Source organism: uncultured Photobacterium sp. (assembly GCF_947039875.1).
Lineage (GTDB): Bacteria > Pseudomonadota > Gammaproteobacteria > Enterobacterales > Vibrionaceae > Photobacterium.
Map to the genome: position 1 here is coordinate 72,713 of NZ_CAMRAN010000008.1, position 24,420 is coordinate 97,132.

At 38.2% G+C, this 24,420-nt stretch carries 28 protein-coding genes and 1 riboswitch; of the genes, 12 read left to right on the plus strand and 16 right to left on the minus strand.

What is annotated here, in order from left to right; translation table 11 throughout:
• The first annotated feature begins 15 nt into the window (after positions 1–15).
• A complete protein-coding gene (locus Q0V26_RS04765) occupies positions 16–624 on the plus strand; it encodes a CDP-alcohol phosphatidyltransferase family protein (RefSeq protein ID WP_297478565.1) in 609 nt (202 codons plus the stop codon).
• Positions 625–710: 86 nt separating this feature from the next.
• Here the strand turns inward: Q0V26_RS04765 and punR are convergent, their stop codons facing one another.
• Entirely contained in the window at positions 711–1,613 is a 903-nt protein-coding gene (gene punR, locus Q0V26_RS04770; protein WP_297478568.1) for a DNA-binding transcriptional activator PunR, read from the minus strand.
• A gap of 104 nt (positions 1,614–1,717) precedes the next feature.
• On the opposite strand from punR, the gene punC reads away from it, so the two are divergent.
• From punC to artM, 5 genes are all read left to right on the plus strand, one after another.
• Complete coding sequence (punC, locus tag Q0V26_RS04775) at positions 1,718–2,923, plus strand: purine nucleoside transporter PunC (RefSeq protein ID WP_297478572.1); 1,206 nt, start codon at positions 1,718–1,720, stop codon at positions 2,921–2,923.
• A 448-nt stretch (positions 2,924–3,371) separates the two neighbouring features.
• Positions 3,372–4,100: an arginine ABC transporter ATP-binding protein ArtP gene (gene artP, locus Q0V26_RS04780; RefSeq protein WP_297478574.1), complete on the plus strand. Its 729-nt coding sequence runs from the start codon at positions 3,372–3,374 to the stop codon at positions 4,098–4,100.
• Between the two features lie 63 nt (positions 4,101–4,163).
• On the plus strand, positions 4,164–4,898 hold the full coding sequence (locus Q0V26_RS04785) for a lysine/arginine/ornithine ABC transporter substrate-binding protein (protein ID WP_080157673.1): 735 nt from the start codon (positions 4,164–4,166) through the stop codon (positions 4,896–4,898).
• A gap of 3 nt (positions 4,899–4,901) precedes the next feature.
• Positions 4,902–5,606, plus strand: a complete 705-nt coding sequence (artQ, locus tag Q0V26_RS04790; RefSeq protein WP_297478579.1) for an arginine ABC transporter permease ArtQ — start codon at positions 4,902–4,904, stop codon at positions 5,604–5,606.
• On the plus strand, positions 5,603–6,274 hold the full coding sequence (gene artM / locus Q0V26_RS04795; protein WP_297478581.1) for an arginine ABC transporter permease ArtM: 672 nt from the start codon (positions 5,603–5,605) through the stop codon (positions 6,272–6,274). Before artQ ends, artM begins: the two co-directional genes overlap by 4 nt.
• A gap of 101 nt (positions 6,275–6,375) precedes the next feature.
• Here the strand turns inward: artM and Q0V26_RS04800 are convergent, their stop codons facing one another.
• Both Q0V26_RS04800 and Q0V26_RS04805 read right to left on the minus strand, forming a co-directional pair.
• Positions 6,376–6,582, minus strand: coding sequence for a hypothetical protein (locus tag Q0V26_RS04800; protein ID WP_297478583.1), 207 nt, complete (start codon positions 6,580–6,582; stop codon positions 6,376–6,378).
• A gap of 188 nt (positions 6,583–6,770) precedes the next feature.
• A complete protein-coding gene (locus Q0V26_RS04805; protein ID WP_297478585.1) occupies positions 6,771–7,448 on the minus strand; it encodes a hypothetical protein in 678 nt (225 codons plus the stop codon).
• A gap of 266 nt (positions 7,449–7,714) precedes the next feature.
• A riboswitch (Lysine riboswitch) is annotated at positions 7,715–7,889 on the plus strand.
• Between the two features lie 83 nt (positions 7,890–7,972).
• Here Q0V26_RS04805 and Q0V26_RS04810 point away from each other — a divergent pair.
• Positions 7,973–9,562 carry a Na+/H+ antiporter NhaC family protein gene (locus tag Q0V26_RS04810; protein ID WP_297478588.1) on the plus strand — a complete coding sequence of 530 codons (1,590 nt, stop codon included), beginning with the start codon at positions 7,973–7,975 and terminating at the stop codon, positions 9,560–9,562.
• Between the two features lie 99 nt (positions 9,563–9,661).
• Positions 9,662–10,102: a VOC family protein gene (locus Q0V26_RS04815; protein WP_297478591.1), complete on the plus strand. Its 441-nt coding sequence runs from the start codon at positions 9,662–9,664 to the stop codon at positions 10,100–10,102.
• A 66-nt stretch (positions 10,103–10,168) separates the two neighbouring features.
• Here Q0V26_RS04815 and Q0V26_RS04820 read toward each other — a convergent pair whose 3' ends face one another.
• The 8 genes from Q0V26_RS04820 to Q0V26_RS04855 all read right to left on the minus strand — a co-directional run bounded on the left by Q0V26_RS04820 (position 10,169) and on the right by Q0V26_RS04855 (position 15,769).
• A complete protein-coding gene (locus Q0V26_RS04820; RefSeq protein ID WP_297478594.1) occupies positions 10,169–10,819 on the minus strand; it encodes a Qnr family pentapeptide repeat protein in 651 nt (216 codons plus the stop codon).
• A gap of 312 nt (positions 10,820–11,131) precedes the next feature.
• Positions 11,132–11,530: a cystatin domain-containing protein gene (locus tag Q0V26_RS04825; RefSeq protein ID WP_297478597.1), complete on the minus strand. Its 399-nt coding sequence runs from the start codon at positions 11,528–11,530 to the stop codon at positions 11,132–11,134.
• 91 nt (positions 11,531–11,621) lie between these two features.
• The gene (locus tag Q0V26_RS04830; protein ID WP_297478600.1) at positions 11,622–11,963 is read right to left on the minus strand and encodes a 5-carboxymethyl-2-hydroxymuconate Delta-isomerase; all 342 of its coding nucleotides are present in this window, start codon (positions 11,961–11,963) and stop codon (positions 11,622–11,624) included.
• 336 nt (positions 11,964–12,299) lie between these two features.
• The gene (locus Q0V26_RS04835) at positions 12,300–12,749 is read right to left on the minus strand and encodes a DUF1772 domain-containing protein (RefSeq protein ID WP_297478603.1); all 450 of its coding nucleotides are present in this window, start codon (positions 12,747–12,749) and stop codon (positions 12,300–12,302) included.
• 18 nt (positions 12,750–12,767) lie between these two features.
• Complete coding sequence (locus tag Q0V26_RS04840; protein ID WP_297478605.1) at positions 12,768–13,253, minus strand: enoyl-CoA hydratase; 486 nt, start codon at positions 13,251–13,253, stop codon at positions 12,768–12,770.
• An 11-nt stretch (positions 13,254–13,264) separates the two neighbouring features.
• A complete protein-coding gene (locus tag Q0V26_RS04845; RefSeq protein ID WP_297478607.1) occupies positions 13,265–13,798 on the minus strand; it encodes a cytochrome b/b6 domain-containing protein in 534 nt (177 codons plus the stop codon).
• A gap of 490 nt (positions 13,799–14,288) precedes the next feature.
• Positions 14,289–15,299, minus strand: coding sequence for a transposase (locus Q0V26_RS04850; RefSeq protein WP_297478610.1), 1,011 nt, complete (start codon positions 15,297–15,299; stop codon positions 14,289–14,291).
• 98 nt (positions 15,300–15,397) lie between these two features.
• Complete coding sequence (locus Q0V26_RS04855) at positions 15,398–15,769, minus strand: nuclear transport factor 2 family protein (RefSeq protein ID WP_297478613.1); 372 nt, start codon at positions 15,767–15,769, stop codon at positions 15,398–15,400.
• A gap of 119 nt (positions 15,770–15,888) precedes the next feature.
• On the opposite strand from Q0V26_RS04855, the gene Q0V26_RS04860 reads away from it, so the two are divergent.
• Complete coding sequence (locus Q0V26_RS04860; protein ID WP_297478616.1) at positions 15,889–16,743, plus strand: LysR family transcriptional regulator; 855 nt, start codon at positions 15,889–15,891, stop codon at positions 16,741–16,743.
• Positions 16,744–16,808: 65 nt separating this feature from the next.
• On the opposite strand, the gene Q0V26_RS04865 is transcribed toward Q0V26_RS04860, so the two are convergent.
• Positions 16,809–17,141 carry a tRNA-binding protein gene (locus Q0V26_RS04865; RefSeq protein WP_297478618.1) on the minus strand — a complete coding sequence of 111 codons (333 nt, stop codon included), beginning with the start codon at positions 17,139–17,141 and terminating at the stop codon, positions 16,809–16,811.
• A 177-nt stretch (positions 17,142–17,318) separates the two neighbouring features.
• On the opposite strand from Q0V26_RS04865, the gene Q0V26_RS04870 reads away from it, so the two are divergent.
• Positions 17,319–18,347 carry a substrate-binding domain-containing protein gene (locus Q0V26_RS04870; protein ID WP_297478620.1) on the plus strand — a complete coding sequence of 343 codons (1,029 nt, stop codon included), beginning with the start codon at positions 17,319–17,321 and terminating at the stop codon, positions 18,345–18,347.
• Positions 18,348–18,435: 88 nt separating this feature from the next.
• Here the strand turns inward: Q0V26_RS04870 and Q0V26_RS04875 are convergent, their stop codons facing one another.
• On the minus strand, positions 18,436–18,792 hold the full coding sequence (locus tag Q0V26_RS04875) for a DsrE family protein (RefSeq protein ID WP_297478622.1): 357 nt from the start codon (positions 18,790–18,792) through the stop codon (positions 18,436–18,438).
• 234 nt (positions 18,793–19,026) lie between these two features.
• Here Q0V26_RS04875 and Q0V26_RS04880 point away from each other — a divergent pair, with 234 nt between their 5' ends.
• Entirely contained in the window at positions 19,027–19,545 is a 519-nt protein-coding gene (locus Q0V26_RS04880; RefSeq protein WP_297478624.1) for a hypothetical protein, read from the plus strand.
• Positions 19,546–19,621: 76 nt separating this feature from the next.
• On the opposite strand, the gene galM is transcribed toward Q0V26_RS04880, so the two are convergent.
• The 3 genes from galM to Q0V26_RS04895 all read right to left on the minus strand — a co-directional run bounded on the left by galM (position 19,622) and on the right by Q0V26_RS04895 (position 23,042).
• Positions 19,622–20,710, minus strand: coding sequence for a galactose-1-epimerase (gene galM, locus Q0V26_RS04885; RefSeq protein WP_297478628.1), 1,089 nt, complete (start codon positions 20,708–20,710; stop codon positions 19,622–19,624).
• A 16-nt stretch (positions 20,711–20,726) separates the two neighbouring features.
• Positions 20,727–21,917, minus strand: a complete 1,191-nt coding sequence (gene galK / locus Q0V26_RS04890) for a galactokinase (protein ID WP_297478630.1) — start codon at positions 21,915–21,917, stop codon at positions 20,727–20,729.
• Between the two features lie 63 nt (positions 21,918–21,980).
• The gene (locus tag Q0V26_RS04895; RefSeq protein ID WP_297478633.1) at positions 21,981–23,042 is read right to left on the minus strand and encodes a UDP-glucose--hexose-1-phosphate uridylyltransferase; all 1,062 of its coding nucleotides are present in this window, start codon (positions 23,040–23,042) and stop codon (positions 21,981–21,983) included.
• 346 nt (positions 23,043–23,388) lie between these two features.
• Between Q0V26_RS04895 and ebgR the strand changes: the two genes are divergently transcribed.
• Entirely contained in the window at positions 23,389–24,366 is a 978-nt protein-coding gene (gene ebgR, locus Q0V26_RS04900) for a transcriptional regulator EbgR (protein WP_297478636.1), read from the plus strand.
• Positions 24,367–24,420 lie beyond the last annotated feature (54 nt).

A 24,420-nucleotide genomic window follows, 5' to 3' on the forward strand; every position in this document is an offset into this window, starting at 1 on the left:
CAAGCAGGACACCACATGCTCGACCGTTACAGTATTACTCTTATACGTCAGCCATTAACAAAGCTGGCGATGTTGCCTGAAAAATATGGAATTAGTGCTAATCAAATCACCCTCAGCGGTTTTGTGATTGGCCTGTTTGCACTCCCTGCATTAGCCTTTGAGTATTATGGATTAGCGCTATTTTTCATTATTATTAACCGACTATTTGATGGCTTAGATGGCGCAGTGGCACGCCGTCAAGGCATTACCGATTGTGGCGGATTTCTTGATATTACGTTAGATTTCTTATTTTATTCTTTGATTCCATTTGGCTTTGTATTAGCCGATCCACAATACAATGCCGTTGCTGGCGCATTCTTGATCTTTTCTTTTATCGGAACCGGCTCAAGCTTTCTTGCGTTTGCAATTATGGCGGGGAAACGCAATATAGAAAGTCCAGTATATAAACATAAATCGTTGTATTACATTGGTGGTCTCACGGAAGGTACTGAAACCATTGCCTGTTTTGTTTTGTTTTGTTTACTTCCGCAGCACTTTGCCACTATTGCCTGGATTTTTGGCTCACTATGCTGGATCACCACCGCAACACGTATTTGGGCAGGTTACCACACTCTAAAAAATTAAATTAATACCGCTGGATGTAGCACAACCTCATCCAGCGATCTCTTTTCATTTTTCAACTTCTTCTCTTTATCACAAGTAACCGTTACTCAACGTACCCACTGATGATGTAACTGTTCGCTATCTCCTAAATAATCTAATAACCAACTTACCGCGGGATTCATGGTTTCAGTATTCCATGCTAAACAACAAGGACTCACTGACGGTTTAATGGCTAACTCTTTTTCAATTAGCTCTCCCGCTTCAATTAGTGGAATGGCCATGTGACTTGGCACTACACTCACTCCTAACCCCGCTTTTAAACACTGCATTGCACTGTACCAATTAGGAACAAGTATTCGGCGTTGGTTATCCATCAGCCATGTGATCCGTTTCGGTAACGTACGAGAGGTATCTTCTAAACAAACGGCAGGATATTGTGCTAACTCATGCGGATCTAATGGATGATCACAAGTCGCTAAAGGATGCAGGGGATCAATCACAAACTTCCACGTTAATGTTCCCATATCTCGATAATCAAAGCTTCCCCCTACAGGCACTGCGGCAGTTGCACCAATGGCAATGTCAGCCCGTCCATCTGCTAAGGCATCCCATACACCATTAAATACTTCCATGGTGAGGTGTAATTCGACATCAGGAAAATGTTCATAAAAGTCTTTAACCAACATATTAACCCGACTTTGGCGTACAACTGTGTCTAAAGCGACAGATACATTTTGAGACCAACCATTAGCCACACGTTGCGTTTGATATTTCATTAATTGCATCTGTTTGATTATTTTGCGTGATTCTTCAACAAAATACTCTCCTGCTGGCGTTAGTTTGACCTGACGATGCAGTCGAACAAATAATTCGACAGCTAAACGCTCTTCTATCAATCTAACGGTATAACTGATAGCACTAGGCACTTTATGCAACTCTTCCGCAGCACCGGAAAAGCTACCACGACGGGCGACTACGTCTATAACTTGGAGATCATTATAAGAAAACATATCACATCAAATTTTTTGAAAGCATGGTTTAAATTTTAGCGTTTCACAGCTATTAAAACCAGTATTACACTAGTACACATTGAAATATTGACGAAAACTATAAAATGAAAAATACCCCTTCTAAAATTACCCTATTCTGGTTTGCATGTTTAAGTATGCTTGGCTTCCTTGCTACTGACATGTATTTACCTTCGTTTGAAACGATCCGCGCCGACTTTGCAACAACCCAATCTCTTATCGGCCTTTCGCTTAGTGTCTTTCTACTTGGTATGGCATTAGGACAAGTTATTTACGGTCCATTATCAGATCGTGTAGGACGTATTAAAGTACTTGTTGGCGGTATGGTGCTATTTAGCCTTGCTTCTATTGCATGTTCTTTTGCGCCTAACATTGAAGTGTTTCTTGCTGCACGTTTTGTGCAAGCACTAGGCGCATGTAGTGCAACGGTTATCTGGCAAGCGGTTGTGGTTGACCGTTATGACGGCAAAGTATCAGAGCGTGTATTTGCGACAATCATGCCGTTGGTGGCTCTGTCTCCTGCTTTGGCGCCTTTATTAGGTGCTATGCTTGAGCATCAATTAGGCTGGCGTAGTATTTTCATTGCATTGGTTGGTTTTGGTGCGGTGCTAGCAATCATGACGCTAAAAGAGCCTGAGAGCGCTAACCTTAGCCAACAGCAAGAAAAGCTAACGGTTAAACTGCGTAGTGACTACAGCCAAATTCTAAGCTCAAAGAAATTCTGGGGTAACATGCTAATTTTTGCTGCATGTTCAGCGGCTTTCTTTGCTTATTTAACTGGCTCACCTTTTGTTATGTCAGCTATGGGTTATTCAGGCACTGATATTGGCTTAAGCTACGCACCACAAACAGTTGCCTTTATTGTCGGTGGTTACGGTTGTCGTACTTTGCTGAATCATTTTGAGAGTAAAAAGCTTCTACCATGGATTTTGGCACTGTTCTTTAGCAGCGTTTTGATTATGTTTGTTATTTCAATCTCAATCAATGTAACGACTATCTGGCCAATTCTTATTCCATTCTGCTTCCTTGCGGTTGCTAATGGTGCAATTTACCCACTGGTTATTAGTGCTGCCTTATCTGATTTTAGAAATTGTAGTGCAACAGCTGCTGGCCTACTGAACTTTATGCAAACAATGGTCTGCTTTGCGGCAAGTGGTTTAGTCTCTGCCTTTGCTGGATTTGGTTTATTAACAGTCACAGTAGCGATGTTCATCACAGGCTTTATCGCTATTATCGGTTTCATTCTGGTGACAAAAGCACGCCATCAGCAAGCAGTAATAGCAACCGTGTAATAACTCGCTCTCTTTAATTATTAAAAGCAGCCTTCGTCGGCTGCTTTTTTTTGCCTATTTTTCACTGTAAATCTCCGCATAAACCCATTCGATTAACGCCTCAGCACCTATCCCAAAATGTACTATTTAAGCATAAATAAAAACAATAATATCGCCTCCATTCAACTATAAATCCACTTACATGATGACTCACACAACAATGACTAATTAATCATTCCATTAAAACAATGAAACATCGCTTTCTAGTCACTATTATGCACTCAGACTCTAACATTTAGATGATGCTTATTAATTGTTAAAAATAAGCATTATAACCAATTAATTTAACAGGTTAAATCATTATAAACCAAACAAATATGCAACATATTATTTTTTATACATTTTCCTTGCATAAGATATCATGATGAGTAGTATATAAATTAAGTGATGATTAATGCAGTATTAGAGCATGAGTATTCAAGTAAGTAATATCAATAAATTTTACGGCCGAAACCAAGTACTGCATGATGTCAGCTTTACTTGTAACACTGGCGAAACCCTCGTTTTATTAGGCCCAAGCGGCGCAGGAAAGAGCTCGTTATTGCGTGTATTAAACCTGCTAGAGAACGCAACAGATGGCAATTTAACGATTGCCAATAATATATTTGATTTTTCAAAGCCTATTTCAGAACAAAAAGGCTTAGCGTTGAGAAAAAAAGTGGGAATGGTTTTTCAACAATACAATCTCTGGCCCCACAAAACAGTGATTGAAAATTTAATCGAAGCACCAACCAAAGTATTAGGTCTTGATAAAGCGATTGCTAAACAACAAGCATTGGATATTTTGACGCAATTACACCTTGCAGATAAAGCAAATGCATGGCCGCTACAACTTTCAGGTGGCCAACAACAGCGAGTCGCGATTGCGCGTGCATTGATGATGAAACCTGACGTGTTGCTATTTGATGAGCCAACCGCAGCCTTGGATCCAGAGATCACTAGTCAAATAATTAAGATCATAAAAGATCTCAGCGGCACAGGGATAACCCAAGTTGTCGTTACTCATGAAGTTAATTTTGCAAAAAAAATTGCAAGTCACATTTTATATATGGAAGATGGACGTGTGATTGAGCATGGTAACCATGACTCTTTTACAACACCAAAAACCACCCAATTTGCAGAATACCTTAACCATTAATAGGTCTCTTTTTAAAACTGCGTAGATAGAAAACTACGTGATCAATCCGCATGGAGTATAGCGATGAAAAAAATGTTATTAGCGGCAATAATTGGCTTAGCATCTGGTCATGTCATGGCACAAGATCTTAAATTTGCAACAGAAGCGACTTATGCGCCATTTGAATACATGGATGCGAACAATCAAATTCAAGGTTTTGATATTGATATTGCTAAAGCCTTGTGTTCAGAAATGAAAGCAACCTGTACGTTCCACAATCAAGCGTTTGATAGTCTAATTCCTGCGCTAAAATTCAAACGTTATGATGCTGCAATTTCAGCAATGGATATTACCGAGGCACGTCAACAACAAGTCAGTTTTAGTAATACCTATTATGACAATGCCGCTGCGTTTGTATCATTAAAAGACCATGTTGCTGATCAAGCAGCCCTAACAGGTAAGCGTGTAGGTGTACAAAATGGTTCAACACACCAGAGCTATATCACCGATCAAATGCCTGACGTAACAGCGGTACCTTATACCAGTTACCAAGATGCATTTATTGATATGCAAAATGGCCGTATTGATTCTGTATTTGGTGATACTGCTGTTGTGGCTGAATGGTTTAAGAAAGACAACGGCGACAAACTGTCTTATGTCGGTAAGCCGGTTACCAATGCGAAATATTTCGGTAATGGTTTTGGCATTGCAGTAAATAAAAACAACCAAGCATTAGTAGAACAATTAAATAAAGCGCTGGCAGCCATTAAAGCAAATGGCCAGTACCAAGCAATCTTTGAACAGTATTTTGGTAAGTAAGTTATGATATTAACGGGATATTCACAATCCCTGCTAGAGGCTAGCTGGATGACAATCCAGCTTGCTTTTGTCAGTTTAGCGGTAGGGTTAGTTTTAGCGATGTTATTTGCAGGCGGCGAAATGTCACGATATCGTGCTATCGCGTGGCCAACAACATTTATCGTGACTATCCTCCGTGGTCTGCCTGAACTATTAGTTGTTCTTTTTATCTTTTTTGGTTCGGGCGAAATTATTTTTTATGTCACTGGCGAATTTATTGAGATCAGCCCGTTTTTATCTGGTGTCATTGCATTATCACTTATCTTTGCTTCTTATGCCGCTCAAACGATACGAGGAGCACTTAAAGCTGTTCCCAAAGGTCAACGCGAAGCAGCAACGGCACTTGGTATAAGTAAACAGCGTACTTTTTTCAGCATTATTTTACCGCAAGCCGTGCGTCATGCATTGCCCGGTTTAACAAATCAGTGGTTGGTATTATTAAAAGACACTGCTCTTGTTTCATTAATTGGTGTGACTGATTTATTAAAGCAAGCCCAATTAGCATCAGCAGCAACACATGAAAGCTTTACGTGGTATGCCACCGCTGCTGCGGTGTATTTAATTATTACCTTAATCACGCAACGTCTGATTAAAATAATTGAAAAGAAATTCAGCGAGCAAGATGGTTCTAGTACTCAAACCAATAAAAGCCAAGGAGCAACTGCATGAATGAACAAAACTTTTGGCTAATGGTACAAGGGCTAATTACCAGCCTTGAGTTAACCGCCGCTTCTTTATTAGTGGGTTGTAGTTTGGCGTTATTAATGACGGCAAGTTTAATATTAAGACCCCCGATTATTCACTGGATCAGCCGAGGCGTTATCACCCTCTTTACGGGAACGCCATTATTAGTACAAATATTTTTAGTCTATTATGGCCCAGGACAATTTGAAGTTATTCGTCAAAGCTTCGTATGGGATTGGTTAAGCCAACCTTGGTTTTGTGCCATGCTGGCATTGGCTTTAAATACGGCAGCTTATAGTACCCAGCTATTTAAAGGCGCTTTTGATGCCATACCTCAAGGTCAATGGCATGCTTGTCGCGCTCTTGGTATGAATACTAAAGCAACATTGGGGGTATTACTGCCTTTTGCTATTCGTCGGGCGGTGCCTGCTTATTCAAACGAAGTGATCTTAGTATTTAAAGGCACGTCACTTGCCAGCACTATTACGATTATGGATATTATGGGTTATGCACAACGTATTAATGCACAAACTTATGATACTTTAACGGTTTTTGCTGTGGCTGGCGCATTCTATCTTGCGGTTAATGGTTTACTGACATTACTGTTTAGAGTGTTTGAGAAAAAAGCGCTTGCATTTGAAGCTATAGGTTAAGATTTTTTATTATAATCCAATGATAATTAAATTTATCATAATTAAAAAGCCGATATAATATCGGCTTTTTAATCACTACAAATAATAATATTCATCATGATTTAATGGTTTAATTTGGCGTTAATTTTTAATACCAATTGAGACTTAGTATTCGTCACTACGTCAATTTTATTCTCTCTAATATAAGAGAATTGCGCTAACAACAAGCTTAACTCTTCTTTCATTAATTGTAAGTGACGTGAGGTTCTGTGGCGAGTAATTTCACTGACAAGCCTTTCCTTCGCTTGTAATGCAGTTGTTGCTTTCATAGTCTTCTTTTTTGAACAGAAGAAGAAGTTCATAGTAAATATCCTTATTTTTATAAACACCATATTAAAGATATTAGATTATGCTTCTAAATACTATGAAATAGTTTCATATTTGTTAACTAAATATAATTTTTATATAAAACAAGTGGGACAGTATTATACACTCGCGACCATCCCACTTTATTTAATTAGCGCAATTCTGTTACAGCATAATTTTGCTGCATATAATCAGGCATACCATCCATATTACGAAGATCATCGTAGCATTTTACTTTATCACAAGTAAAAGAATCACCAGCAGAAAGTCGACCCATAAGTGTTGTCCATTGAACACCTTGAGTCCAAATACCGACAAAACCAGCTGTTTTAGGTAAATAAGTTATATTTTCATCACTATCAAAACTAAACGACACTACTGTTTCATGTGTTTTTTCATCATATGACACATCCGTAATTGACGGTGATACTGCGACTTTACCATCTAAAACAATAGTAGAAACTGTTGGTAGTACTTCTGCTAACATTACTTTAAGTTTTGCAGGATCTGCTTCGTATGATTTATATGCATCCATAGATTGAGCAAAAGCAAAGGGGCCGATAACCATGTTAGATACTTCAGGAGTCGCCGCCGTGCCAAAACCCTTACCTGGATTAGGGGTAACTCTAAATTTTACATCATAATGATTATCTTGTTTTGTTGCATAATCATATACAAGTCCCCAATTATTTCCGTGAGCCATACTTATCATTTGGACTGATTCAGCCAAAGGAGTATCAAGTACTGGTTGAGAAAACGAAAGAGTTTCACTATGTGCTGATTGTGAAACAGCAGCAAGCAAAAAAGTAATTGCTAATTTTTTATTCATTATATTTGCCTATATTATTATACATCCTGAGTATGCATAATGCGTACAGCCATGATTAATGTCGAGATATTACCCCATTAACATATAACTTAATTAACCTTTAAAATTAAACCAATATAAAAACCCTCTCAATTAACAAGTGAATAAATACACACTATAAGTGAAAATATACTCACCCAACTAAGTTGATGAATTTTAAACCTATTAAACTATTAAACGTGTTTTTTATTGCTTGTGAGAAATATCTAGGTATAGTCAAGACTAATCCTTTGAGTAGAGGCGCGCTGCCTAAAAGTATTCGGTTGGAGGGAGATCCCCAATGAGAGCCGAAGAAAGGAGTCAGCGCCGAAGTAATTATTGAGTCATCAATAATCGCTGGTTCTGTATTTAATAAGTACAGAACTGCCATAGTTATGTTGTCTATGGAGCGCTACCCTAAGGGATAAGAAGTATTATTTCTCAAGAAATCTGTTTCTCTATCCTTTCGGTAGATCTCCACCTTATTATAGGTGTTTAAGAGATCCATGAATTTAGTTCACTATTCTGATTCGTTATTATCAGTAGTTCCCGCACTACTGGCAGTTATTCTTGCAATTACTACCCGCCGCGTATTGTTATCTTTAGGCGTGGGCATTATTGCAGGATCAATCCTTCTAAATAATTTCAACCCACTCGCAGCACTACAATATCTTTTACATCAAATTCTTGGCTTAGTTTGGGCTGATGGTGCAATCAATACCAGTAACGTTAACATGTTATTATTCATGTTATTACTCGGCGGTTTGATTAGCTTAATGACCGCAACTGGCGCAACTAAAGCTTTTGCTGAATGGGGTGTTCGTCGCTGTAAAGATCGTCGCAGTGCCAATATCTTAACGGGTATGATGGTGTTTGCTTTCTTTATTGATGACTTTTTCCACAGCCTGTCTGTTGGACCTATTTGTCGTCCAGTAACCGACCGTTTTCAAATTTCACGTGCAAAATTGGCTTACCTGTTAGATTCAACCGCAGCACCTGTATGTGTTATTACCCCTATTTCATCGTGGGGCGCCTATATCATTGCGATCCTTGGTGGTATTTTGGTGACCAACGATATTACTGAAACGAGTCCGATTTCATTATTCGTACAGATGATTCCAATGAATCTGTACGCTGTGTTTACCTTATTAATGGTACTTGTGGTTATCACGTTCCAACTTGATATTGGTCCAATGCGTAAGCACGAAGAGCGCGCACGTGACGGCCAACTTTGGGATGAATCAAAAGGTCACCCAAAAGGGCTAGAAATCACTACAGAAGGTGAAGGTAATGGCACCATGATTGATATGGTCTTACCAATTCTTACTCTGACTGTTTCTAGCGTTGTGTTTATGATCATCAGTGGCGCAGAAGTTTTAGCCGCTAAAGGTCTGGCATTTAGCTTAATTGGCTCAATCGAGCATACAGATGTAGGTTCATCATTAGTGTATGCCGCATTATGTAGCCTTGCTGTATCTATCTTATTGGCCCTACGCTTAAAGTTACCACTAAAAACATGGTTAACAGCTGCACCTCAAGGTGTTCAAGCAATGATGCCAGCGATTATCATTCTATTATTTGCATGGACAATTGGTACTGTTGTCAGCGATATGGAAACTGGCCAATACTTAGCATCATTAACAAAATATGGCCTACCTGTTGAGTTACTGCCTGCATTAGTGTTCTTACTTTCATGTGGTATGTCTTTTGCGACCGGCACTAGTTGGGGTACATTTGGTATCATGCTGCCATTGGCAGGTGATATGGCGATTGCAAGTGATGTTAACTTATTAATGCCTATGCTATCAGCAGTATTAGCAGGTTCTGTCTTTGGTGATCACAGTTCACCGATTTCAAGCACCAGTATTTTGTCAGCAACAGGTGCAGGCAGTCATCACATGGATCACGTTATGACGCAGTTACCTTACGCATTAACTGTCGCTTTTGGTGCTTTCCTTGGTTACCTTGCAATGGGTATTACCGGATCAACCGTTACCGGTATTGCAGTAAGCTCTGTTTGGTTCATCGGTTGCTGCGTCTACCATGTACGTCAAGATAAGAAGCAACAACTTGTAGTTGCAACACAAACGCATTAGTAATAACGCGATTAAATAATGATCCCCGTTCGTTTTCGTGCTTATTTGATTTATTCTAGAGCACTAAACCGCGGGGATTTTTTGATCAGGAGATAAACAATGGAATATTTACATACGATGGTACGTGTCAGTGATTTGAATGCCTCACTGGACTTTTACTGCAATAAATTAGGGTTAGTTGAAACAAATAGAAAAGAGAGTGAACATGGGCGTTTTACATTAGTATTTTTAGCCGCTCCTGCTCAAGCACAAGTGGCAACAGCAATCCAATCGCCGCTATTAGAGTTAACCTATAATTGGGATACTGAAACCTATACTGGCGGCCGTAATTTTGGTCATCTTGCATTTCGTGTTGATGATATTTATCAATTGTGCCAACACTTACAAGACAGCGGCGTGACGATTAATCGCCCACCCCGTGATGGTCATATGGCTTTTGTCCGTTCGCCTGATGGTATTTCAATTGAATTACTGCAAAAAGGTGAGCCGCTATCCCCTGCTGAACCGTGGATTTCACAAGCTAATATTGGTGAGTGGTAACCATTAATCAACACTGCCACAGGCATAGATGGTATTTCTGTGGCAATCATTAATTAACATAACTATCTATAAAACAATAATACCTAAATTTCCCAATAATTGTTCTTGTTGCCAATCACAAATTTGAACCCCTTCTAAAGATACTCGGCGAACATCAACATTATCAAGATCAACATGGCATAGGTTAGCCTCATTAAATATCGCTTGTTGCCATTGCTCACTTGAAAATTCACCACGGCTTAAATCCGAACCTTTAAATGACACGCCGATTAAATTAGCACCACGCCAACGGTTTTCAAATAGCTCACATTTCTCAAGCATCACACTCTCGAAATTGGCATAACTTAAATCACACCCAGAAATAAATGCCGAGCAAAAGAAAGAATTATGAGTAATGTAATTAGCAAAAGATGCATAATGAAAATCAGCACCTTTAAGGTTACATTGGTGCAATTCAATACCAAAGCATTGCGCGTTACGAAAATTTGCCATTGCTAAATTACAACCTTTAAAACTGGCATCTTTTAATTTCGTATAAGCAAAACTGCAACCGTCAGTCTCTCCTGCTTCAATAAAGCTACAATCAATAAAACAGGCATCTGTTAAGTTTGCTCGTGAAAAATCACAACAATAAAACTGACATTGTTCAAAGGTTGCTTCACTTAAATCTTGATGAGAAAAGACTTCACCGTCGAATTTTTTTTTTGAAACATGCATCAATAATTACTCTATTTAAGTCTAAAAACGGTCCTATATTAATAACAATAAACCATTAATTACTAGTAAAAATAGTGAACTAATAAGTGTTTTTTTACATTAACTTAAATATCCAAATCTAGCGCTTGTAAGGGGTGTTAGTCCTGTTATTTAAAACAAAAAGCATGAACGTTTATTGTTTTTATTATCACCTCATAAAGGCATCATTATAACGCTAGAAATCGGCATAAAAAAACAGCCACTGATATTGATAAACAATCAATCTCAACAGCTGTTTTTCGTCAAAGAGTACGGTTAAATAATAACCATAACCTATAAATGATTAGGCACATCACAATTTGAAGCAGAGCCAACCTTCTTCTTCACAGAATTAACCGTGTAAGTGTTTTTTAAACTGCGGAAGACTTTTGCCATATAAACGTCATGATTTTCGATAGAAAATGTAACGTTATAATTCATACCAGCAACAACTTGCTGAGTTACGTGAATAACATTTTTAAGTTGGTGATCACCTGCAATTTCTTTTACAGCCGCTTGTGCCGCAGCCATTACTTCAGGTGTAATCTCACCTTTCTGCCAACCGCCAGGAATTGCGTGAGTGGAGCCACAGCCCGTTTGCATATTTGCCTCGTTAGTCGTTTTAATATCTTGCGCACTACATGCCACTAATGCTAATGAACCCAAAGCAACAACCAGAAGTTTCTTATTCATGACTTTTCCTATTTATAGTAAACATATCTATAACAACATAAAAACAGTGTTCATTGCAAATAAAATTGAAAAAAAATATTAATTTGCAAGTTTACACTACATATTTTCGATAAAATTGCTGACTAATATCTTCAATCTCAACACTAATTGCAATATCAGAATGAAACATCGACGCAACATTATGTAATATTAACTCTGACAACGTATCTTTCTGTTGATCAGAACGACCGGGTAAAATACGTAATGTAATATGCACAAATGGCTTTGCTATTGTACCTGTACGATAAACCTCATAAGGAATAAGGCGGGTTTTTATGTCTTCTTCTTCAAAAATACCTGAACTAAAAATAGAAAGATGCGTGGTTGTCATTAATTCAGTTAAATCAATGTCTGTTTCTAAATCCTTGGCATATTCCACGATACAATGTGGCATGTTGTTAGTCCCTCTTTAATACAACTAATATTTTGTAACACTAGCACCGAATAAATATCATAACCGCTTAATATCGCTAATATTAGTTCACCAATTTAGGATTTAATTACTAATGTATCAATCTGTGATCAATGCCACTATTTAATGATAATTTTTGATGCGGAATAATAATGTCTATCCTGTTGTTGACTTCTGCGAGATTCAATCATTCTTTAGATAAAATAGTAACTCTACAGCACGCAAGAAATAGATTCTCTATTTCATTCGTATCTTCATTGTAAGAAAGGTGAATGTCATGATATCCGCAATATTTACTTATACAGAATTACTTTAGGCTTATCGAACACTTGAATAGAGAGCTAAAACAACAAAGCCAATAAAGACAATACCATTGATCATTGTTCGTACTGCATGTAATCGCCCCCATTTATTAAGGTCATTTCTCGTTTGTTCGGAATCAACATCTATATCATCAGCCATTAAGCGATTATTCGTTGGCATCATTCGAAGGTAGGTATACGGTCCATTGATATGCATAATAAGCGCAATGCCAAACCACCACCAATTACTAGAAACAAAAGATGCAACTAATGCAAGTATCGTCACTACTAAAGACAGCGATAAAACTAGAATATGCGTCCGATGAAAAAAAGGTTTAAAAAACTCAATAGCAGTTTGTCTACTAACGGTAAGTAATATTGGATGTACAACCACTAAGGCTGCTAATGCAACACCAAAAATAATACTCATTCCTAAAATTATTGATAAAATTAATATTTCAAACATTATAATTATTCCTAAAAATTATTTACGCTCTTTGCCCAATGCTGGCTTAAATGCACCTAAAATAAGTTCAAGCAGTAAAGGAATAACATTGGACATTCCCACAAGTTGTTCTAACTTAGATTTATAAATAAACGCCTGACTGACAGCACTCCCTTGTTGTAGTGATTGTTTAGCCAACTCAACTAACTCAGGCATCATCGGCACAAGAAAAACAAAAGCATTTATAGACAAAAAAGCAGTCATCAATAACTTTACTTTTAACCAGTTTGGCTTTATTTCAAACTGGAAAAAGAGGATGGTATCTGAGATTATTTTTAACAATAAGCCCGGTAAAATAAGGATATAAGCACTCATTTCCTTATAAATCGATACGTGATAAGCCGTACTGGCATCACTGTGCCCAAGCACTGCACCGATGACAATATGTGAAAGGATCCCGCCCACATACATAATAGTGCCAATTTCTTGAATAAAATCTAAAATTTTCCTACGAAATATCGACATAATTCATATCCCTACTCTTTGCGTAAACCAAACCACATACGAGAAAACAAGCCATCTTTACGAATAAACTGATGATAAATAAAGGCTAATATATGTCCTGCAATTAGTAGCGTTAATATACCCCCTAAAATACTATGTGCCATGCGTGGTGGAAACTCATTAAATGTCTCAGGAAGTGGCGCACCAGAACCAGTAAAAACAATCTCAAACAATCCCGCCATACTTGCGATAGCTAAACCGCTACCCGCCATTAAAATAACGATTAAATAGAACAAGTAATGTATCGCAACGCCAAGTTTATTAAATAATGTATTTCCAATATCTGCATAGGATGGTTTTACCGTAACAAAACGCACAACTAGACGAACAAGCATTAATACAAGAATGATAATTCCTGTTAACATATGCATCTTTAAATAAAATAATCTTTGAGGCTCGGTATTTGATGTCGCACTTAAAACATTACCGCCCATGATAAGTCCTAAAATAATCATGACAGCTAAAAGCCAGTGTAATATGACTAAAATTGGGTGATAGCGTTTCATTGACTAACTCCTAAAAGAAAACACCTTATGTTGTAATTTTAATTGCATCTATTGTAATTGTAATTGCATATGTTTCATCACTGATAAAACATTGCTATTGCATTGTGTGAGATGTGGTCATGTAAATGAAAAAATACACCATATATCACCAGCCGAATCAACTAGAACAAGCAGCGTAGTATGGATAATTAAATCCCTTTCAACTAAATTTATTACCTATAAGGCTTAATCTTAGGCTTAATCTTGGACAGCCATATATTTACACGGTTAATCTTGGACAGCCATATATTTAAACTTAATTTGGACAGCCAGTGATTAAATAGCACAAAAAAATAAACTATTTCACTCAAAATAAACTCTCTAATCTAAAATTTACAACTCATTATTTAAGTTCTTCGTTAAATCGATTCTATTTCTATATTTCAGGATCAACAAAACCCACAATCCTAACGGTTATTGCGGTATTTGAATTCGATTATAAAAACTATGTCTAATTAGGGTGTAATTGATGGCTAGCTAACTTTCCTTTACACCAATGCCCACCTACATGTTGTTTGAATGCACACATTCGGGACCATTTACCACTCACATTGGCATAATGTTCCATAAATTGTTCGCTGTGCTCAAGCCAAGCATCGGGCGTTATTCCCAATTGTTGTAAAATTTTTGGTTGGCTAGATGCAATATAACCTTTTTTATCATTTCGAATACAGCGACCAGTCCAATCAATAAGTTCAAGATAATCGGTAAAAGCAAAGTTTATCCCTGCTATTTTTGCCTGATGTTCAGCACCAACAAAAGGTAATAATTTAAAATGGTTAGCATTTGATAGTGTTTTACTTGAGTTAAAGACTTTAGATTGATGATATTCACGAATACGTTGCTGAATTGAAGTGAAATCTGATTGCTCTAATGATGGTGTAATACCTGCTCTGATAGGATTTAAATCAACATACATCATGCAAGATAATAACGCTTGTTCATCGAGTAAGGCCTGAGACTTAAATCGCCCTTCCCAAAATGCACCTTTACATTGATCCTCTTTATTGGCTTTTCGTGCTATTTCTTCATTAAGACAGCGCATAAACCAGCTAATACTGCCTAGTCGTTGCTGCCATTCAGCCACTAAATTTGATAATGCTTGTTGTTTATCCGAGCCGATTTGCCCCTCTTTTAAAAAATCGACAGCGATAGGATGACCATTAAATAACTGTAACCAGCGTGATATTACCGCTTCGGGGGTTAGCTTTTTCTGCTGCTCGGTATCTATTTTAAGCACTAAATGATAATGGTTACTCATCACAGTATAAGCACACACATCAATACAAAATACAGAAGCTAATTGTTTGATTTTATTTACTATCCAACCACGACGATGCTGATAGTTTTTGCCATTATACGGATCATCGCCACACAAATAGGCACGACGAACACAGCGGTTAATCACATGATAAAAAGGCGTTATTTGAGGTTCGATCAATTTACGTCTTGAGATTGTCATTGGCTCCACCATAAGCAACTAGAAGCTTAAGTGTAGTTGCTTATGGTTAATGTACAATATTATGGCTGTCCATTATTTTCCTATTTTCTTTTATTTTTTTATCGCTCACCAACTACTTCGAATTTATCGTAAGTAAGACGAGCTTCACCATCAGCTTGAAGCCGCCATACTTCTTTGTGTACCACACCAAATGCTTTATTCATCATCCAATCAGCCATTAGAATATAACCTGTGTCATTATCGGATTGCCATACCATATTGGTGTAATCAACATCCTTAAAACCTTGATCTATAATATTCTGCCAAAATGCTTGAATCGCTTTACGGCCTTCAAAAATACCAAAGGGTTGTGCTTCCATAATCGCATCTTCAGCATATTGCGCAGCACAACCAGCGGCATCTTGATTATTAAAGGCGATTTTCCAGGCTGAAATTCCGGCTTGTGCACGTACTAAAACTGACTGAGTCATATTCATTTTCCTATCATTACTGAGTATGTGATCATATTAGAAGTAAAATCCCCCCTAAAAAACAGATTAATAAGAAATGACTGTTCTGTATAATCGAACAATAAACCAAGGGAGTAATAATGAATAAGCTGCGTTTAATGTCTATTTTTGTTGAAGTGGTAGAGTGCGGTTCTATCTCTAAAGCCGCTGAAAAACTTGAATTATCTAAATCGGTAATCAGTTTAGCTCTCAAACAGCTAGAGCAGGAATTGCAACTTTGTCTGCTCAAACGTACAACTCGAAAACAAACGTTAACGACTGCCGGAAGTCATTTTTATCTTCAGTGTGCGCAAATGACTCAACAAGCAGAAGCTGCATGGTTAGAAGCTTCAGAATTTACACAAATTCCATCTGGAACTCTGACTGTGACGGCCCCCCATGCTTTAATGAGATCAATTGTTGTACCCGCGCTAACGATGACATTCAATGATTATGCTAAGATAAACTTGAATTTCATCAGTGATGATGAACATGTAGATATTATTCAGCAGAATATTGATTTGGCTGTTCGTGTCGGCACATCAAAAGATTCGAACCTTAAACAACGTAAAGTCGGTCAGTTCTGTGACGTGCTTTGTCATGCTAAAACGATGACACTCGATATACAATCAGCACCTTATATTGCACAACATTGGCAAATAGAGCCTGTTATACAGCAGCTCTTTTATAAGCAACAAGTCAAATATCAGATAAAACATCGCGCCAATACATTATTTGATGTTGTAAGCCTATTAGAAATGGGATTAGGTGTCGGTGTTATACCTGATTTTATACTTAAACAAAATCGACATCTTCAAGCTGCAACAGATGCATTACCTTCAATGGCGAATCCAATTTATGTTTTACATCCATATCAAACTCATGTTCCTTTAACTGTGACATTAGCGATTGCAGCTATTGAAAACAAAATAAATCAAATAGTGATGAATCAGTAATTTTCTATATGCGTAAACAATAAAAATCATCCTCACCACTACCCTGCTTGGCTTATTAAAAAGCATTAAACAATCTTTACGCCTGTCGCCATAAAACGCTCAGGGGTTAATAACACGCTTTCAGATTCATCATCCGTTTCAGCACATAGCAACATGCACTCTGATGTTTCACCGCGCATCTTGGCTTTGGCTAGATTACATAGTACTACCACTTGCTTACCCAATAATTGCTCTTCGGTGTAATAAGGCACTAAACTAGTGACGGTTTGAAGCTTAGTTTCACCCACTTCAATTTGAACAATATACAGTTTATCGGCATTGTCATGACGAACAACATCAATAATTTTACCCACACGAATATCTAATTTAGCGAAGTCTGCGTATGAAATGGTATCCATCGGTTCTCCTTTTCGGTTAATAGTAACAATAAACATACAAACTTGTTAACGTTTACATTAGCAATTAAATATTGATTTACAAAGAATATCATTTCGAATTAGTTAGCTATATCACACAGTTAAATTGCGTTATTTACACAAGCGTAGTTTAATAGCTTTAACAGTAAAGAGGTGATTATGGCAACAATCAAAGATGTGGCGAAACTCGCCGAAGTATCTGTCGCAACCGTATCAAGGGTGATCAATAAATCCCCCAAAGCAAGTCAAGCCGCCATTACCGCAGTAACACAAGCAATGAAGACACTAGGCTACCGTCCCAATGCCAATGCTCGAGCATTAGTCAGCCAATCAACCAATACTATTGGGGTGTTAGTGGGTGATGTCTCTGATCCTTTCTTTGGCGCGATGATCAAATCGATCGACAATATCGCTCGCCAACACAATAAGCATTTATTGATAGGTAATGGCTACCATGATGCCAACAGTGAGCGTGATGTTATTGAACTATTGATCAATAGCCGCTGTGATACGTTAATTATTCACAGTAAAAGTTTATCTAATGATGAATTAATTGCTTACTCACAAGAAGTGCCGGGAATGGTGCTTATTAACCGCTTTATTCCTGAGATAGCTGATCGTTGTATTGCGCTTGATAACCACCGAGGATCATATTTAGCCACTGAGCTATTAATTAAACATGGCCACCAGCATATTGGCTATATTTGTTCCAATCATGATATTGAAGATACTGAGCAGCGCAAGCAAGGCTATCTAGACGCGTTACAAGCACATCAGCTAACCGCACCACAAAGCTATATTGAATATGGCACGCCAGATGAAGATGGTGGTGAGATTGCAATGACTAACCTGCTCGCTAAAAATCAACCAATAACGGCGATTGCGGCTTATAACGATTATATGGCGGCGGGATGCTTATCAGTACTTGAAGGTAATGGTTTAACAGTACCAAATCAGATGTCTTTAATTGGCTTTGACGATGGCTTAATTGCAAAGTATCTGCACCCTAAGCTAACAACTGTCCGCTATCCCATTCAGATCATGGCAGAACAAGCGACACAATTGGCTTTTCAATTAACGACGGCGGCAAAGCAATCAACACCGAATACCACAAAATCTGATTCAAGTATTACGCATATGTTTGTGCCAACCTTGATCAAACGTTTATCTGTAATGGGTCCTCAATAATTTTCGTTTGACTGAATTTCTATATACTCACTATATAACCGCATCAGTGACACTGTCACTGATGCGGTTATTATCTAGCAGCACTACTTTAGAACGTAAACACTTTATCAGCGACAAGTGTCCATTCTGCTAAATCATCCAATGTTGCAATTACAACATCTTCAATTAATGGTAATGCTGTTAATCCGCGAGCGGCGCAGCATGTTTTACACAATTTAACTTCACCACCTTGGGCTAAAACAATCTCAACCATTTGTTGAATATCATACCCTTCTGTTGGGGCTTGTTTTGCTAGTGCACAGGTGACAGCATCAGACATTAAAAAAACTTTCACAGCAACAGGCTCAGCGTCTTGTTCATTTAGTTTTATGGCCAATCGCAGTGCATTAAACGGACGCTCAGATCCATAAGGAGCATCATTAATTATTATCAATATGGTTTGCATTGTTTTCCTATCCCTATCTGATTTTTCGACTTCTGTTTTACCATGAAATCCATCGTCAGTAGTCATTTATGAATGTAAACCGCACCTAATGTCTGTTTTTTATTCTCTAGCAGTATTTTTTGTAATTTTAAACTTTTAACTGCAGCAATAATTTGGCACATTAACGCCCTTAACGTGTAATTGTATGTTAAATGCAATTGCCATAACCTAATTGTCATCTACAGTGAGCATTTAATGAGCCATCGCCTCCAACTAACTTCTGCCCCATCAGTGTTGTTTTTGTTTGGCTTATCAGGTGCAGGAAAATCATTTGTCGGCGATGTTATTGGCGCTCATCATGAATGGTTTGTTTACCATGCAGATGATGATCTTACTGATGAAATGCGTCAGGTTATTGCCGCGAAGCAGCCGTTTACAGAAGGAATGCGTGACCAATTTTTTAGCCGTATTGTTGATAAAATTCACTACTATCGCGCTATTTATCCACGTCTGGTGATCACTCAAGGGGCATATAAGAAAAAACACCGCGATTACATTCGCCAGTATGTTGATAATATTGATCTGATTTATGTAACCACATCAGATAAGTTAATTCACCAACGCTTAGAATACCGAACTAATGGTATTTCTAATGCTAGTGCTGAGGCGATTAAACATATTTTTGAAATTCCCGATGACAGTGTTAAGAAATTACACAATATCGATGGTAAAGATGAAATTATTCAGCAACTTAATGCGTTTTATAATAAGTAACCACCAATAAAAACACCCACAGTATTAACTAAATATAGTTTTCACACTGTGAGCGTTATTGATAATGACTTAATGACTATCGAAACCGATAACAAGTTAGATGACGATACTGCGCATTTGGGCGTAGTATCGAATTATTATCCGGCCATTGTGGGTGATTTGGTGAATCTGGCAAAAATTGGGTTTCTAACGCAAAACCACTGTAATCAGCATACTCTCCTCCGACTCGATTAGGGCATCCAGCCAAAAAATTGCCTGTGTATAATTGCATTGCCGGTTTAGTGGTTAAGACATCCATCGTTAATGAATGATCAGCAGCAATGACCGTTGCACAAGCAGTGGTGGCACGATGCACATCAGAGCGTAATATAAACGCATGATCATACCCTTTGGCTTGCCGTTGATCATTATCCACTAACCAATCTTGATTTATCAATTTTGGCTCGCGAAAATCAAAACTTGTTGCTTCAACCCTCTTAAATTCATCCTGCGGGATCCCGCTTGAATCCGTCGGTAAATAATGATCGGCATTGATCATTAACTGATGTGATAAGCAATCTTTGCCATTATCAGCCCCGAGCAAATTAAAATAGCCATGATTGGTAAGGTTAACCACGGTGGACTTATCCGTTTCAGCACTGTATCGAATATTTAATTCGTTATTTTCAGTCAGAGTATAAGTAACAATGACCTGTAAATTCCCCGGGAAACCCATATCACCATCCGCAGATAACAAACTAAATTGCACTTCGGTGGCATTCACTTGCTGCATCTGCCAGCGACGATGACTAAAACCACTTTCGCCGCCATGCAAACAATTGCCATTTTGATTAATTGAGAGTTGGTAATCTTCACCGTCTAAGTTAAATTTACCTGCAGCAATACGGTTAGCATAACGCCCAACGGTTGCGCCTAAATAGGCTTGCTGCTGATAAAAGTCATTCAAGGTACTTACCCCTAACAACACTTCTCGGTATTGGGTTTGGTGATCCACGATGACAGGTACACAACAACTAAGCCATGTAGCACCAATATCCATTAACGTAACTGACATACCGCGTTGATTAACAAGGGTGATCAGTTTTGCAGGTAACCCATCCGTTGCCATATCAACAGTCATGGATTGATGTAGGGTAATAGCGTGTTGAGGTAAATGAGTTAACATATTCAATCGCCTTAAATTACGCTATGGCTAAGTTTTGTTCACTGATAACACCAGCACCCGCCATAGCTTTACACACATAAATAGTTGCTTTTAAGCCTGTTGCAGCCTGATATTTCGCATTCACTTCAGCGGTAATAGCATCAACAAATGTTGGCGGTACCAGTGCCACAATACAACCACCAAAACCACCGCCGGTCATACGTACGCCACCTTGATCGCCAATAACACCTTTCACCATATCAACCAGCGTATCAATCTCAGACACAGTAATTTCAAAATCATCCCGCATTGATGCATGTGACTCTGCCATTAGCTCTGCCAATAACACCATATTGCCATGACTTAACGCAATAGCGGCTTGTTCCGTTCGCATGTTTTCAGTGATCACATGACGAGCACGTTTAGCAACCATAGGATCAAGCTCTGTTTCACGCGCGATAAACGTCGCTAATGTCACATCACGCAAGGCTGGTACACCAAAGAAAGCAGCAGCTTGTTCACACTGTGCACGACGCGTGTTGTATTCACTATCGACTAAACCACGTTTCTTATTTGAGTTAATGATTACCACCGCCATATCTTCAGGCATCGCAACAGCGGTTGTCTCTAGCGAACGACAATCAATTAATAGTGCGTGGTTTTGCTCACCTTCAGCTGAAATTAATTGATCCATAATGCCGCAATTACAACCAACAAACTGGTTTTCTGCTTGTTGGCCATTGAGTGCAATTTCTTGCTGGCTGATAGTAAGATCAAATAATGCTTTAAATGTTTGACCAATGACGACTTCAAGCGCTGCTGATGAACTTAAACCTGCACCTTGTGGAACATTACCACTGATAACAATATCGGCGCCACCAAGAACATAGCCTCGCTCAAGCAGACATTTAATCACACCACGAACATAGTTTACCCACATGCATTGCTGGTCAAATTCTAACGGTTGACTAATATCAAACTCGTTCATTTCATTATTGTAATCAACCGCCACCACACGCACGATATTATCGTCACGACGTGCAGCAGCCACGATGGCTTGATAATCAATCGCACAAGGAAGCACAAAACCATCGTTATAATCCGTATGCTCACCAATAAGATTTACACGCCCAGGCGCTTGAATAATATGGCTGGCGACATAGCCTAATACTGATGAGAAAACAGCTGATACATTATCAATAAGGTGTTGAGTACGATTCGTTGTCATTATTTTTACCTACTATTACCAAAGATTATCAAGAAACATATTTTTATTCGTGCTATTCAGCACTTAATCTAAATAGTGCACATCACTTACGGCGCGTAATTTTTCAGCCGCTTGTTCTGCGGTTAAATCACGTTGACTTTCAGCCAACATTTCATAACCCACCATAAATTTTTTCACTGTTGCAGAACGCAATAATGGTGGATAAAACAGCGCATGTAGCTGCCAATGATCGGTTGAGGTATCACTAAAATTAACATCAGATTCAAAGAAAGGAGCGTAATGCCATCCCATTGAATAAGGGAATGAACATTTAAAAAGATTATCGTAACGGCTGGTTAATTTTTTAATCGCTAGCGCCAAATCATCACGCTGGGCTTGAGTTAACTCATCCATTCGACGAATATGGGTTTTAGGTAATAACATGGTTTCAAATGGCCATGCCGCCCAATAAGGCACCACTGCTAACCAATGTTCAGTGTCAACCACAGTACGAGAGCCGTCTTCTAGCTCACTATTAACGTAATCAACTAATAAGTTAGTGCCATGTTGTGCATAATATTCACGTAATAAAGTATCTTTACGGCTAATTTCATTCGGTAAAAAGCTATTTGCCCAAATTTGACCATGGGGATGTGGTTGTGAACATCCCATTACTGAGCCTTTATTTTCAAACGCTTGTACCCAAACGTAATCTTTACCTAGCTCTTCAATTTGCTCATTCCACGTATCAACCACTTTACGAATCGCGCCAACTGATAACTGCGGCAGCGTTTTACTGTGGTTAGGCGAAAAACAAATAACTCGGCTTAAACCACGCGCACTTTGGCAACGAAATAATGGATTACTATTTTCAGGTGCACTTGGCGTATTGGCAGTTAATGCAGCATGATCATTACTAAAAACATAAGTGCCAGTGTAATCGGGGTTTTTATCACCTGACACACGGGTATTAGTTGGACATAAAAAACAAGAACCGTCATAAGCAAGATTCGATTCCGGTTGTGGCTGCTCATCAGCACCTTGCCACGGACGCTTAGCGCGGTGTGGTGAAACTAGCACCCATTGCCCTGTTAACGGATTATAACGACGATGAGGATGGTCAATCGGATCAAAACATTCAGACATAATAATTCAGCTCTTGTGATTATTTAATGCTAAAAAGTCTAAAGTGATTTCAGGCTAACTTCCGTGATCAATGACACATCGTGTAAACGTTTCCATTAAAAGAATAATACGTGCTAATCATCACAGGATAAGAGCATTGGTATTGCTAAACCATGTGATATAAATCAATGCTTTTAACCATATTACAAGTAAATATTGACTTCCTCTCATGAAATATTTACTGATAGATACTAAATTATTCGAGTTTTTTAGTAAAAATAGATACTATAATTCTATAAAATATAATCACATGTCCCTTAAACGCACAGCAAACATGATTTAGGTTGCAGGGATTGCCGGAGGACAAATGGCAACATTAAAACAAATAGCAACCAAAGCTGGTGTCTCGTTAGCGACGGTCTCTCGAGTATTAAATGATGATCCAACCCTAAGCGTAAAAGATGAGACTAAGCGCAAAATCTTTGAAATTGCTGAACAACTTGAATACACTACCAGTCAATCTCGAAAAACAGCCAAAAAAAACACCTTACATTTCCTTGCCTTGTATAACTACAAACAAGATATTGAAGTTGATGATCCCTACTACCTCGCTATTCGACATGGCATTGATACCCAATGCGATAAACTCGGTATTAAACTAACTAATATTTATGAATGTAATATTGCCGCTGCGCCTAAAACCGTGGATGGGATATTGCTAATAGGACAAGTAAGCGAAGACAACCTTGCCGCAACTCGTACCCTTTCGAGTAACACGGTTTATATTGATTACACCGATCACCAACTTGATATTGATTGTATTGATATTGATTTAGAGCGGATCAGTAAAGAAGTCATTAACCACTTTACTCAGCAAGGTTATCAGCGAATTGGATTTATTGGTGGTCAAGATAACCCTGATAAATATGATATTCGTGAATTAATTTTTACTGAATATGGCAAATTTAAAGGCGTTGTATCTGATAATGATATTTATCGCGGTGATTTTAGTAGTCAATCTGGGTATTCATTAGCTAAACAGATGCTTGCCAATAATCACCCAAGTGCTTTGTTTGTCGCATCAGACTCAATCGCTATTGGTGTATTACGTGCGATACATGAAAGCGGACTCAATATTCCTAATGATATTAGCGTAATCAGTGTCAATGACATTCCAACCGCGAAGTTTACTTATCCACCGTTATCAACCTTTAGAATTCACTCAGAACTGATGGGCTCTCAAGGCGTTAATCTATTATTAGAGCGCAGTCGTGACGGTCGGACCATTCCATTACGAGTCTTTGTTCCAAGCCAACTCATTTTGCGCGAGACAACAAAAAAGTAATATAACCAATTGATAATAAATAAAAAACGACAATTTACTTGTCGTTTTTTTTTA

Excerpts from the sequence above, each read along its gene's own strand:
- Q0V26_RS04835 (WP_297478603.1), bottom strand. The coding sequence starts at position 12,749 with ATGTTTGAAATATTAATTTTATCAATAATTTTAGGAATGAGTATTATT.
- Q0V26_RS04875 (WP_297478622.1), bottom strand. The coding sequence starts at position 18,792 with ATGCAAACCATATTGATAATAATTAATGATGCTCCTTATGGATCTGAG.
- Q0V26_RS04870 (WP_297478620.1), top strand. The coding sequence starts at position 17,319 with ATGGCAACAATCAAAGATGTGGCGAAACTCGCCGAAGTATCTGTCGCA.
- Q0V26_RS04845 (WP_297478607.1), bottom strand. The coding sequence starts at position 13,798 with ATGAAACGCTATCACCCAATTTTAGTCATATTACACTGGCTTTTAGCT.
- Q0V26_RS04850 (WP_297478610.1), bottom strand. The coding sequence starts at position 15,299 with ATGACAATCTCAAGACGTAAATTGATCGAACCTCAAATAACGCCTTTT.
- artQ (WP_297478579.1), top strand. The coding sequence starts at position 4,902 with ATGATATTAACGGGATATTCACAATCCCTGCTAGAGGCTAGCTGGATG.
- Q0V26_RS04830 (WP_297478600.1), bottom strand. The coding sequence starts at position 11,963 with ATGCCACATTGTATCGTGGAATATGCCAAGGATTTAGAAACAGACATT.
- Q0V26_RS04880 (WP_297478624.1), top strand. The coding sequence starts at position 19,027 with ATGAGCCATCGCCTCCAACTAACTTCTGCCCCATCAGTGTTGTTTTTG.
- punC (WP_297478572.1), top strand. The coding sequence starts at position 1,718 with ATGAAAAATACCCCTTCTAAAATTACCCTATTCTGGTTTGCATGTTTA.
- Q0V26_RS04895 (WP_297478633.1), bottom strand. The coding sequence starts at position 23,042 with ATGTCTGAATGTTTTGATCCGATTGACCATCCTCATCGTCGTTATAAT.
- Q0V26_RS04805 (WP_297478585.1), bottom strand. The coding sequence starts at position 7,448 with ATGAATAAAAAATTAGCAATTACTTTTTTGCTTGCTGCTGTTTCACAA.
- Q0V26_RS04820 (WP_297478594.1), bottom strand. The coding sequence starts at position 10,819 with ATGCATGTTTCAAAAAAAAAATTCGACGGTGAAGTCTTTTCTCATCAA.
- Q0V26_RS04815 (WP_297478591.1), top strand. The coding sequence starts at position 9,662 with ATGGAATATTTACATACGATGGTACGTGTCAGTGATTTGAATGCCTCA.
- Q0V26_RS04825 (WP_297478597.1), bottom strand. The coding sequence starts at position 11,530 with ATGAATAAGAAACTTCTGGTTGTTGCTTTGGGTTCATTAGCATTAGTG.
- Q0V26_RS04785 (WP_080157673.1), top strand. The coding sequence starts at position 4,164 with ATGAAAAAAATGTTATTAGCGGCAATAATTGGCTTAGCATCTGGTCAT.
- Q0V26_RS04810 (WP_297478588.1), top strand. The coding sequence starts at position 7,973 with ATGAATTTAGTTCACTATTCTGATTCGTTATTATCAGTAGTTCCCGCA.
- galM (WP_297478628.1), bottom strand. The coding sequence starts at position 20,710 with ATGTTAACTCATTTACCTCAACACGCTATTACCCTACATCAATCCATG.
- punR (WP_297478568.1), bottom strand. The coding sequence starts at position 1,613 with ATGTTTTCTTATAATGATCTCCAAGTTATAGACGTAGTCGCCCGTCGT.
- artM (WP_297478581.1), top strand. The coding sequence starts at position 5,603 with ATGAATGAACAAAACTTTTGGCTAATGGTACAAGGGCTAATTACCAGC.
- Q0V26_RS04800 (WP_297478583.1), bottom strand. The coding sequence starts at position 6,582 with ATGAAAGCAACAACTGCATTACAAGCGAAGGAAAGGCTTGTCAGTGAA.
- Q0V26_RS04840 (WP_297478605.1), bottom strand. The coding sequence starts at position 13,253 with ATGTCGATATTTCGTAGGAAAATTTTAGATTTTATTCAAGAAATTGGC.
- Q0V26_RS04865 (WP_297478618.1), bottom strand. The coding sequence starts at position 17,141 with ATGGATACCATTTCATACGCAGACTTCGCTAAATTAGATATTCGTGTG.
- Q0V26_RS04860 (WP_297478616.1), top strand. The coding sequence starts at position 15,889 with ATGAATAAGCTGCGTTTAATGTCTATTTTTGTTGAAGTGGTAGAGTGC.
- artP (WP_297478574.1), top strand. The coding sequence starts at position 3,372 with ATGAGTATTCAAGTAAGTAATATCAATAAATTTTACGGCCGAAACCAA.
- galK (WP_297478630.1), bottom strand. The coding sequence starts at position 21,917 with ATGACAACGAATCGTACTCAACACCTTATTGATAATGTATCAGCTGTT.
- Q0V26_RS04855 (WP_297478613.1), bottom strand. The coding sequence starts at position 15,769 with ATGACTCAGTCAGTTTTAGTACGTGCACAAGCCGGAATTTCAGCCTGG.
- Q0V26_RS04765 (WP_297478565.1), top strand. The coding sequence starts at position 16 with ATGCTCGACCGTTACAGTATTACTCTTATACGTCAGCCATTAACAAAG.
- ebgR (WP_297478636.1), top strand. The coding sequence starts at position 23,389 with ATGGCAACATTAAAACAAATAGCAACCAAAGCTGGTGTCTCGTTAGCG.